Source organism: Actinomycetospora sp., from assembly GCF_055612215.1.
On record NZ_JBVPVA010000116.1, the window covers coordinates 1 to 10615 of the forward strand.

General features: G+C 73.2%; 11 protein-coding genes. 6 read left to right on the plus strand and 5 right to left on the minus strand.

Annotation, left to right across the window (positions count from 1 at the left end; translation table 11 throughout):
* The 3 genes from AC0CYZ_RS02985 to AC0CYZ_RS02995 form a co-directional block, all read right to left on the minus strand.
* On the minus strand, positions 1–1721 hold a 1721-nt coding region (locus tag AC0CYZ_RS02985), incomplete at its 3' end, for a phosphoenolpyruvate carboxylase (RefSeq protein WP_472212203.1).
* A gap of 107 nt (positions 1722–1828) precedes the next feature.
* Complete coding sequence (locus tag AC0CYZ_RS02990) at positions 1829–3055, minus strand: RNA polymerase sigma factor (RefSeq protein WP_472212205.1); 1227 nt, start codon at positions 3053–3055, stop codon at positions 1829–1831.
* Position 3056: 1 nt separating this feature from the next.
* A complete protein-coding gene (locus AC0CYZ_RS02995; protein ID WP_472212207.1) occupies positions 3057–3425 on the minus strand; it encodes a YciI family protein in 369 nt (122 codons plus the stop codon).
* 104 nt (positions 3426–3529) lie between these two features.
* On the opposite strand from AC0CYZ_RS02995, the gene AC0CYZ_RS03000 reads away from it, so the two are divergent.
* From AC0CYZ_RS03000 to AC0CYZ_RS03010, 3 genes are read left to right on the plus strand one after another with little or no spacing between them, the layout of a single operon-like run.
* Entirely contained in the window at positions 3530–4570 is a 1041-nt protein-coding gene (locus tag AC0CYZ_RS03000; RefSeq protein WP_472212209.1) for a glutathione S-transferase family protein, read from the plus strand.
* Between the two features lie 22 nt (positions 4571–4592).
* Positions 4593–6404 (plus strand): thiamine pyrophosphate-requiring protein, encoded by a 1812-nt coding sequence (locus AC0CYZ_RS03005; RefSeq protein ID WP_472212211.1) that lies wholly within the window; start codon positions 4593–4595, stop codon positions 6402–6404.
* Positions 6405–6434: 30 nt separating this feature from the next.
* Entirely contained in the window at positions 6435–6833 is a 399-nt protein-coding gene (locus AC0CYZ_RS03010; protein ID WP_472212213.1) for an FKBP-type peptidyl-prolyl cis-trans isomerase, read from the plus strand.
* Here AC0CYZ_RS03010 and AC0CYZ_RS03015 read toward each other — a convergent pair.
* The gene (locus AC0CYZ_RS03015) at positions 6830–8155 is read right to left on the minus strand and encodes an ATP-dependent 6-phosphofructokinase (RefSeq protein ID WP_472212215.1); all 1326 of its coding nucleotides are present in this window, start codon (positions 8153–8155) and stop codon (positions 6830–6832) included. The two genes, AC0CYZ_RS03010 and AC0CYZ_RS03015, sit on opposite strands and share 4 nt — an antisense overlap.
* Positions 8156–8336: 181 nt before the next feature.
* Between AC0CYZ_RS03015 and AC0CYZ_RS03020 the strand changes: the two genes are divergently transcribed.
* The 3 genes from AC0CYZ_RS03020 to AC0CYZ_RS03030 all read left to right on the plus strand — a co-directional run bounded on the left by AC0CYZ_RS03020 (position 8337) and on the right by AC0CYZ_RS03030 (position 10435).
* Complete coding sequence (locus tag AC0CYZ_RS03020) at positions 8337–8798, plus strand: SRPBCC family protein (protein WP_472212217.1); 462 nt, start codon at positions 8337–8339, stop codon at positions 8796–8798.
* Positions 8799–8834: 36 nt separating this feature from the next.
* Positions 8835–9692, plus strand: a complete 858-nt coding sequence (locus AC0CYZ_RS03025; RefSeq protein WP_472212219.1) for an exodeoxyribonuclease III — start codon at positions 8835–8837, stop codon at positions 9690–9692.
* A 191-nt stretch (positions 9693–9883) separates the two neighbouring features.
* Positions 9884–10435 (plus strand): MarR family transcriptional regulator, encoded by a 552-nt coding sequence (locus AC0CYZ_RS03030; protein WP_472212220.1) that lies wholly within the window; start codon positions 9884–9886, stop codon positions 10433–10435.
* A 5-nt stretch (positions 10436–10440) separates the two neighbouring features.
* On the opposite strand, the gene AC0CYZ_RS03035 is transcribed toward AC0CYZ_RS03030, so the two are convergent.
* On the minus strand, positions 10441–10602 hold the full coding sequence (locus AC0CYZ_RS03035; protein WP_472212222.1) for a DUF3516 domain-containing protein: 162 nt from the start codon (positions 10600–10602) through the stop codon (positions 10441–10443).
* Positions 10603–10615: the final 13 nt, after the last annotated feature.

A 10615-nucleotide genomic window follows, 5' to 3' on the forward strand; every position in this document is an offset into this window, starting at 1 on the left:
AGCAGGTCTCCCGAGATCTTCAGCTCGGTCGCGGTCTCGAACAGCGGCACGATGTCGAGCGACGAGACCGCCTGCTGGCCGCCGTCCTCGGCGGCGGTGATCTCGATGAGCCCCGCCTCGCGGGCGAGGACGGCGACGGCGAGCACGTCGTCGACGTTCTGCGCCATCGACATGATGTAGGTGTGCAGGGCCTCCTCGCCGTAGGTCTCCTGGATGCCCCGGATGCAGTCGAAGACCTCGAGGGTCTCGCGAACGGAGTCGTCGGGTCGAGCTCCGCTCCGCTCCGTCTCCCTGGTGTCGTCGCCGATCTGCAGCCACTTCCGCGGGGTGAGCGCGCGGCGGCCGGCCAGCTCCGTGGAGAGCACCTCGATTCGCCCGGCGTGGGCGAGCTCGCCGTACGGGGTCTCCAGCTCGCCGAGCCGGTCGAACAGCGCGGCGAGCGCGGTGTGGTGGTAGTTGGTGTGCTCGCGGACGTCGACGCTGGCCAGGTGCAGCCCGACGGCGTTGGCGGTGCGCATGACGTCGCGCAGCATCCCGTCCGCGATCCGCTCGCCCTGGTGGGCGCGCAGCGAGCGGTCCATCACCTCGAGGTCGCGCAGGTACTCCTCGGAGCCCAGGTAGTCCCGCCCCGGCACGTGGGGGGTGCCGTTGGTGTAGCGGTCGCGGGTGTTCTCCAGGCGGGCGTAGACGTACGAGCACTTGAGCCGGTAGGGCTCCTCGGCGTTCAGGCGGATGAACCGGTCGTAGACCTCGGGGAGATGGCGCCGGTCGCGGGCGAGCCCGCGGCGCAGGTCCTCGGACACCCCGACGAGCCGCGTCGAGACCGAGAGCTCCTGCACGAGCTCCTCGATCAGGCCGAGCTGGATGCGCACGCCGCGCTCGGCGTAGATGCGCATCGCCTCCTCGGTGAGCTCCGCGGTGACGTTCGGGTTGCCGTCCCGGTCGCCGCCGACCCAGCTGCCCAGCACCAGCGGGCGGGCGCCGTCGGGCAGCGACAGCCCCACCCGCGCCAGCTCCTCGTCGAGCACCGTCAGCACCTGGGGCACGGCGTGGTGCCCGAGCTGCTCGAGGTAGTAGGCCGCCGACCGGGCCTCGTCGAGCACCGTCGGTCGCTCCGGGCGGATCTCGTCGGTCTGCCAGATGAGGTCGACGAGCCGGTGCAGCTTCGTCTCCTCGACCTCGTCGGGGAGGTCCTGGGAGAGGACGTCGGCGATCCCGCGCAGCTTGCCGAGCACCGACTGGCGCTGGGCCTCCGTCGGGTGCGCGGTGAACACCGGCTTGAGCTCGAGGCGGGACAGCGCCGTCGACAGCTCGTCGGGGTCCGCCTCGGCGGCGAGCCGGTCGGCGAGCAGGTGGATCGGGCCGTGGCCGTCCTCGTGGCGGGCCTTGCGCTCCGCGGCGCGGTGGGTCTGCTCGGCGAGGTTGGCCAGGTGGAAGTAGGTCGCGAAGGCGCGCGCGAGCACGGCGGCCGTGCCGGGGTCGAGGTCGGCGAGCAGGTCGCGGATCCCGGTGTCGCCCTTCTCCGGGGCCTCGCGCACCAGCCGGCGCACCTGCTCGACGAGCTCGAGCATCTCGTCGCCGTTCTGCCGGGCGAGCGTGCGGCCGAGCAGGGTGGAGAGGCGGCGGATGTCGCCGCGCAGCGCCGAGTGCTCCGACTCGGAGGAGACGCTGCCCTCGGTGGACACGGAGTCGGCGCGGGCGGTACGGCGGCCGGTGCTCATACAGACGTCTCCTCGGGCCTCGCGGGTCATGATCGCCCACGGCACCGGGGACGTGCCCGATTGTGCCCCGACGGCCTACCCCTTCACACCTGTCGGACGCGTGGCGCTCACCCTCTTGCGCGGGCGGCGAGGAACGCCCGCTCCGTGGCGTTGCCGGCCAGCAGGAGGGCCTCCGAGGCCGCGAGCGCGGCCTCGTCGTCGCGCCCGGCCCGGCGCAGGAACTCGGCCCGGGCCGCCGCCAGGTAGTGGTACGACGCGAGCCGTGGCTCGGCCGCGAGGGGCTCCAGCGCCGCGAGGCCCGCGTCCGGACCCTCGGCGAACCCGACCGCGACGGCACGGTTGAGCGCCACCACCGGGCTCGGCCAGCGCTCGAGCAGCAGGTCGTAGAGGCCCACGATCTCCGCCCAGTCCGTCGCGGCCGACGACGGCGCCTCGGCGTGCACGGCGGCGATCGCCCCGAGCAGCGCGTGGCGCGACACCGTCGCGCGGTCGGAGCGCCCCATGGCCTCCCGCGCCAGCAGCGTGCCCTCCACGATCATCCCGGCGTCCCAGCGCGACCGGTCCTGGTCGGCGAGCAGCGTCAGGGCCCCGTCCGGCCCGACGCGGGTCTCCCGCCGGGCCTCGGTGAGCACCGCGAGGGCGAGCAGCCCCGCGACCGCGGGCTCGTCGGGGAACCGCGCGCGCAGCAGCCGGGCCAGGTCGAGCGCGCGGCCGACGAGGTCGGGACGCACGAGGTCGTCGCCGTCGGGCGCGGTGTGGCCGGTCGTCAGGACCAGGTGCACGACGGTGAGCACCGCGTCGAGGCGCTCCGGCAGCTCGGCGGGCCCGGGCACCCGGTAGGGCACGCGCGCCGCCGCGATCTTCTTCTTCGCCCGGGTGATCCGTGCGGCCATCGTCGGCTCGGGCACGAGGAAGGCCTTGGCGATCTGGAACGTCGTGAGCCCGCCCAGCAGGCGCAGCGTCAGCGCGACCCGCGCCGGCTCGGCGAGCGCGGGGTGGCAGCAGGTGAACACCAGCGCGAGGAGGTCGGAGTCCGCGGTCGCGTCCGGAGCAGCGTCCACGGCCTCGTCGGTCACCAGCAGCGGCAGCGCCCGCACCGCGACCTCCTCGTGCCGGAGCCGGTCCAGCGCCCGGCGCCGGGCGGCCGTCGTGAGCCAGCCCCCGGGCCGCGTCGGGACGCCGTCGGTCCGCCACGTGGCGAGCGCCTGCGCGTAGGCGTCCTGGACGCACTCCTCGGCGAGGTCGAGGTCGCGCGTGACGCGCACCGTCGCGGCGAGGACCGGGCCCCACTCGTGACGGTGCGCGTCCGCGAGGGCCGCGTCGGCCGGTTCCACCTCAGGGGTAGATGACGGGCCGGACCTCGACCCCACCGAACGGGGCCGGGACGTCGCGGGCGATGGCGAGCGCGGCGTCGAGGTCGGGCGCGTCGATGAGGTAGAAGCCGCCGAGGGCCTCCTTGGTCTCGAAGAACGGCCCGTCGGTCACGACGGCGTCGTCGGCGGCGGACCACTGCGGCCCGGAGCCCTGGCCGCGGACGGCGGTCGCGGTCGCGCTCGGGGCGAGCTGGGCCCCGCCCCGCAGCGCGTCGCCGTGCTCGGCCGCGAACTTCTGGTGGGCGGCGAAGAGCGCGCCGTCGCCCGTGCCGTCCGCGCCCGCCGCGTAGGCGGCCTCGTCGACGTAGAGCAGGATCAGGTAGCCGGCCATCGTGGCCCTCCCTCGGTGCGGGGCCCGGCGTCTCCGGGCCCTCATCATGACGTCGCGCACCGATCCCCGGAATCGACAGCGCCGGGCGTGGGAACCTCGGGGGCGTGACGACGACTGCGGGGAACACGAAGGCCTACGCCGACTCGAGCGGCTCGTTCACGCGCCGCGGGCCGCGCTTCACCGACCGGATCGTGGCCGCGCCCTCGGGACCGGGGCAGTGGCCCGTCGAGCCCGGTCGCTACCGACTCGTCGTCTCGCTGGCCTGCCCGTGGGCGCACCGCTCGGTCATCGTGCGCCGGCTCATGGGCCTCGAGGACGTGCTGTCGATGGGCATCACCGACCCGCTGCAGGACGACCGCTCGTGGCGGTTCTCCCTCGACGAGGGCGGGGTCGACCCGGTGCTCGGCATCAGCCACCTCGAGCAGGCCTACCTCGCGCGGGACCCGGAGAACGGCACCGAGAACGGCGTCAGCGTCCCGGCGATCGTCGACGTCCCCACCGGGCAGCTCGTCACCAACGACTATCCGCAGATCACGATCGACCTGGGGCACGAGTGGGCCGCCCACCAGCGCCCGGGCGCGCCGGAGCTCTACCCCGAGCACCTGCGCGACGAGATCGACGAGATCAACACCGGCGTCTTCCACGACGTCAACAACGGCGTCTACAAGACCGGGTTCGCGACGACGCAGGCCCGCTACGAGGAGGCCTACGCGGCGTTGTTCGCCCGGCTCGACGCCCTGGACGAACGGCTGGAGAACCGGCGCTACCTCGTCGGGGACCACATCACCGAGGCCGACGTCCGGCTGTTCACGACGCTGGCCCGGTTCGACGCGGTCTACCACGGCCACTTCAAGTGCAACCGGCAGAAGCTGGCCGAGTTCGGCGCGCTGTGGGCCTACGCCCGCGACCTCTACCAGACCCCCGGCTTCGGCGACACGGTCGACTTCGACCACATCAAGCGCCACTACTACATGGTCCAGACGACGATCAACCCGACGCAGGTCGTGCCGCTCGGCCCGGAGCCCTCGGCGTGGCTGGTCCCGCACCACCGCGAGGAGCTCGGCGGCTCGCCGTTCGGGCCGGAGGGGACCCCGCCCGCGCCGTTGGAGCACCCGTTGCGTCCCCTGGCCCCGATCGACATGTGAGGCCAGCGGGTAACCGCTCGGCGTGAGTGCACCGAAGACCGTCGCCGCGCACGTCCTGGACCGTCTCGCCGCCTGGGGTGTGCACCGCTTCTACGGCTATCCCGGCGACGGCATCGGCGGGATCTTCACCGCGCTGCCCGAGCGGCACGACGCCGAGTTCGTCCAGGTCCGCCACGAGGAGACCGCCGCGTTCGCCGCGTGCGCCGACGTCAAGTACGGCGGCTCGCCGATCGGCTGCTGCGCGGTCACCAGCGGTCCCGGCGCCATCCACGCCCTCAACGGCCTCTACGACGCCAAGCTCGACCACCAGCCCGTCGTGGCCCTGCTCGGGCACACGGCGCAGACCGCGCAGGCCGGCGGGTACTACCAGGAGGTCGACCTCTCGACGTTGTTCTCCGACGTGGGCGGCTACGTCGCCGAGGTCAAGGACCCGTCCCAGGTCCGCCACATCGTCGACCGGGCCTGCCGCACCGCGCTCGCCGACCGCACCGTCTCCGTGATCATCCTGCCCAGCGACGTGCTGGAGGAGTCCGCGGTCGTCGACCCGCCCGACGCCCACGGCTACTACCAGACCTCCGCGGTGCCCTCCTCCGAGCCGGGCGCGCCGCCGCCCGACGCCCTGGTGCGGGCCGCGGAGGTGCTCAACTCCGGGGAGAAGGTCGCGATCCTCGCCGGGGCCGGGGCGCTCGGCGCGTCCACGGAGCTCACCGAGGTCGCGAACCGGCTGCAGGCGGGCCTGACGACCGCGCTGCTGGGCAAGGGCGTGATCGATGACCGCTCGCCGTGGCACACCGGGCCCATCGGCCTGCTGGGGTCGACGGCGTCGTGGCACCTGATGCGCGAGTGCGACACGCTGCTGATCGTCGGTTCGACGATGCCCTACACCGAGTACTACCCGGCCCCCGGCCAGGCGCGGGCGGTGCAGATCGACGTCGACGGCTCCCGGTGCGGCATCCGCTACGACACCGAGGTGAACCTCACCGGCGACGCGGCCGCCACCCTCTCCGGGCTGCTGCCGCTGCTCCGAGAGCGCGAGAGCTCGGACTGGCGCGCCCACGTCGAGCGCTGGTCGGCCTCGTGGGACTCCTACTCGGACCAGCGGGCCCACGAGCACACCACCGCGCTGAACCCCGAGCTCGTCGTCCGCGAGCTCTCCGACCGGCTCCCCGACGACGTCCAGGTCGCCGTGGACTGCGGCACCGCCACCTCCTGGTACGCCCGCGACCTGGCGCTGCGCCCGGGGCAGCGCGGATCGCTCTCGGGGACGCTGCTCTCGATGGGCGGCGCGATGCCCTACGCGCTCGCCGCGAAGACCGCGCACCCCGACCGGCCGGTGGTCGCGCTCGTCGGGGACGGCGCGATGCAGATGAACGGGGTCAACGAGCTGATCACGATCGCGCGGTACTGGCGGACGTGGGCCGATCCCCGGATGGTCATCCTGGTCCTCGCGAACGACGACCTCTCGTTCGTCTCGTGGGAGACCCGCGGGATGCTCGGGAAGGCGCCCGACCCGCAGTCGCAGTCGGTCCCGGACGTCCCCTACGCGGAGTGGGCCAAGCTCCTCGGGCTCGACGGGACGGTCCTCACGGACCGGACGGCCGTCGGGTCGGTGTGGGATCAGGCGTTCGCCGCGGACCGGCCGTTCGTCGTGGACGCGAAGGTCGACAAGGACATCCCGCTGGTCCCGCCCCACGTGACGCTGCAGCAGGCGTTCAACACGGCCCGCTCGCAGGTCTCCGGGGAGTCCGACGCCCTGTCGATCATCGCCAACGGCGTGCGGGAGACCGTCGGGGCGAAGGCGCGCTCGCTGCTCGGGCTGGCCCCCAAGGAGTAGGCGGGCGCCCGGCGTGCCTACGGTGGGGACATGGCCGTCACCGTCGAGAACGCCGAGGACCTGACCCGCTCGCCCGGCGCGTCCGTCACCCCCGACACCCTGCCCAGCGACCTGGACATCACCGACCTCGTCGTCGGCAGCGGCACCGAGGCCGGCGTCCGCGACACCGTGCAGGTGCAGTACCAGGGCATCCGCGTGGCCGACAGCGGGGAGTTCGACTCCTCGTGGAGCCGCGGCGGGACGCCCGTCGAGTTCCCGCTCGGCCAGGTGATCGACGGCTTCAAGCTCGGGATCTCGGGCATGCGCGAGGGCGGGCGCCGCATCCTCGTCGTGCCGCCGCACCAGGGCTACGGCCCGCAGGGCGCCGGCGGGGTCATCCCGCCGAACGCGCACCTCGTGTTCGTCGTGGACCTCGTCAAGGTCAACTAGGCGCCGAACGTCGCCGGCTGCCCCGTCGCCTCGAGCACCGACATCCACAGGTCGCCGTCGGGGTCCACCTGGTTGCGGTGGCCGCAGATGAGCGCCATCGGCACGTGCACGAACCGGCGTCGCCAGCGCACCACGACCGTCTGCGTCCGCCCGGCCATCGCGGCGTGCACCGCGGCGTGGGCCAGGCGCACGCAGTAGACGCTGTCGTAGGCGTTCGCCGCGACCGAGCGGATCGCGTACGACGGGTCGAGGTAGCGCACCGTCGGCTCCAGGCCCACCTCGGAGAGCTTCGTGGTGATCCGCTCCTTGAGGAACAGCCCGATGTCGCCGAGCTTGTCGTTGCCCGACGCGTCCTTGGTCCCGTCGCCCTCGAGCAGGTGCTGCCCGGCGCCCTCGGCCACGACGATCACCACCTGGCCGTGCTCGCGCAGGTGGTTCTCCACCCGGCAGAGCAGCCCGTCGTCGCCGTCCAGGCCGAAGGGCACCTCGGGGATCAGCACGAAGTCGGCGTCGTTCACGGACAGGGCCGCGTAGCAGGCGATGAAGCCGGAGTGCCGGCCCATGAGCTTGACGATCCCGACGCCGTTCTCCGCGGCCTGCGACTCGATGAACACCGACGCGATGAAGTCGGTGGCCCGCGCGAACGCCGTCTGGAACCCGAAGCTCTGGTCGGTGTAGGGCAGGTCGTTGTCGATCGTCTTCGGCACCCCGACGACCGCGATGTCCAGGTCGCGCTCGTCGATCCGGTCGACCAGCGCCATCGCGCCGCGCATCGATCCGTCCCCGCCGATCACGAACAGCACGTCGACGTCGTGGATCAGCAGCGAGTCGACCATCTCGTCGGGGTCCTGCGCCCCCCGGGAGCTGCCGAGGATGGTGCCGCCGTCGTTGTTGATGTCGCGCACGGCGTCGAGCGTCAGCTCCGTGACCGAGTTCCGGGCGTCGCGCGAGAGACCCTTGAACCCGTTGCGGAACCCGACGATCCGCTTGACGCGGTAGTGCTCGGTCAGCTCCTGGACGATCCCGCGGATGACGTCGTTGAGCCCGGGACAGAGCCCGCCGCAGGTGACGATCCCGACGGTGGTCTCCGCGGGGTCGAAGAAGATCTTCTTGCGGGGTCCGGCCGCCTCGAAGCTCGGCACCTGGTCGATCGGGACGCCGTGGGAGAGCAGCACGGAGACCGTGTCGTCGACGAGCACGCGGTCGTCCTCGGCGACGTAGTGCGGCGAGGTGCGCTTGGTGGAGAGCATCTCGGCGAAGGGCGAGTCGTGCTCGCAGTCGCCGAGGGAGCGCACCCGGAGGTCGTCGAGGTCCAGCGACATGGGCGTCCGTCCGTCCGTGCGAGGGGTCAGCGGGACTGTATCGATCCCGAGCAAGGTACCGGCGCCACGTCGAGCCGCGGTCTCACGCTAGTCGAGCGCCGCGGCCCCTGGTGCCCTTAGAGTGCGCCCTCACCCGAGGTGGTACCGACGAGTACCGCCCGCGACGAACAGGAGGCCGGCCGTGCCGGAGAAGGCACCCGACGTGGTGGTCAGCGAGGTCGTGGACGCTCCGCCCTCTTCCGTGTGGGAGGTCGTCGGCGACCCCGCCCGCATCGTCGAGATCTCGCCCGAGACCTACGCCGTGCGGTGGCTCGGCGGCGTGAGCGGCCCCAAGCCCGGCGCCCGCTTCGTCGGCTGGAACCGCAAGGGCCTGCTCCGCTGGCCGACGACGAGCACGATCGCCGAGTACGAGCCGCACCGGACGATCAGCTGGGACGTCGACGTCGTGGGCCAGAGCGTGGCGCGCTGGAGCTTCACCCTCGAACCCGAGGGCCAGGGCACCCGGATCGTCCAGCGCTGGCAGGACAAGCGCACCGCGCTGGCGTCGCTGATCGGCAAGGGCCGCACCACCGACAGCCCGTCGCACAACCGCGCGGGCATGCAGCGGACCCTGCAGACCCTGAAGCGCCGCGTGGAGGGCTGACCCCGGCCGTCGGGGGGCCCGGCTAGCGTGGCGGGCGTGCGAGTGGCGACCTGGAACGTGAACTCCGCGAAGGCCCGTGAGCCGCGCCTGCTGGGCTGGCTCGACGAGCGCGCGCCCGACGTCGTGTGCCTGCAGGAGACCAAGCTCTCCGACGAGGCCTTCGACGAGACCTTCGCCGCGCCGCTGGCCGAGCGCGGCTACGCGGTCGCGCACCACGGCGAGGGCCGCTGGAACGGCGTGGCGGTGCTGTCGCGGGTCGGGCTCGACGACGTCGTCGCGGGCCTGCCGGGCGGCCCCGGCTACCCGCACCAGGAGGCCCGCGCGGTCTCCGCGACCTGCGGCGGGATGCGCGTGACCTCGGTCTACGTGCCCAACGGCCGGGACCGCGAGGACCCGCACTACGCCTACAAGCTCGAGTGGCTGGCCGCGCTGCGCGATCTCGTCGAGGCGGGGGACCCCGCGACGACGGTCGTCGCGGGCGACTTCAACATCGCCCCCACCGACGCCGACGTCTACTCCGTCGAGGCCTTCGCCGAGTCCACCCACGTCACCCCACCCGAGCGCGACGCCCTCGCGGCGCTGGTCAAGGCCGGCCTGCACGACGTCGTCCGCGAGCGCTGGCCCTCCGAGCGCGTCTTCAGCTACTGGGACTACCGCGGCGGCGCCTTCCACCAGGACCGCGGGATGCGCATCGACCTCATCCTCGCCGGCACCCCGATCGCCGAGCGCCGCGCGGCCACCTGGATCGACCGCCAGGCCCGCAAGGGCACCGGCCCGTCCGACCACGCGCCGGTGATGCTGGACCTGGACGAGGCCCCCGACGGCGACCTCGGTCCGGTCGTGCCACCGCCCTCGCTGGGTGCGAACCGGGGCCGGTCGCGCAAGAAGAGCTGACGCGGTCGCGCGGTGGTGGATCGCTCCGGGAACCCTGCGTCGGCGCGCCGGGCCCCGGCAGGCACAAGTGCTCCCGCGCAACCGCGTCACGGTGACGCGGTCGCGCCATCGCGGTGTCGGTTCCGAGGCCGCGCGGGTCGATCCGTTCGAAGCGACCACGGGATCGACCGGCGCGCTGCACCCTGGACGACGTGACCGAGGAGCGCGAGGCCGCCGTGGCGGCCGCCGTCGACGAACTGACCGACCTCGTCGTCGACTATCTGCTTCCCGTCGCCCAACGCCACCGCAACGCCGTGGCGGGCCGGCTCGGCCTGGGACTGCCGGAACTGCTCGCCCTGGACCTGTTGCGGCGGATCGGACCGCTGCCGAGTGGCACCGTCGGGGAGCGGGTGGGTCTCACCCGCAGTACCGCCACCAAGATGCTGCAGCGCTTGGAGGCCGGCGGCCACGTCGTCCGGGAGCCCGACCCGGGACACCGCCAGGGCCACGTGGTCCGGTTGGTCCCGCACGAGGAGCGCGACCGGGTGCTGGAGTCCTTCCGCCGGCAGGTGCGGATGACGGTGGGGTCCGCCGTGCGCACCTTCGGGCTGTACCGGGAGGCCGAGTTGGCGCGCACGGCCGGACTGGTGATTCACCTTGTGCACGGCCTCCAGCTCGCTGTGAACGGCGAGTTCGAGCGAGTTTGGTGGCAGCGGGCGAGAGTGCGTCGGCGCCGGGCCCGGGAGGCCGCAGGCCTGCGCTGAGCTCCTCACACCGCCGAGAACGGGCCCACGTGGGTCACGCGCACCACCGCGGAGCCGAGCTCGTCGGAGGCGTCGAGGTCGACGGTGGCGGTGATGCCCCAGTCGTGGTCGCCCTCGGGGTCGGCGAACACCTGGCGGACGGTCCAGGTGCGGCCGTGGTCGGTCACGCGGAACAGTGCC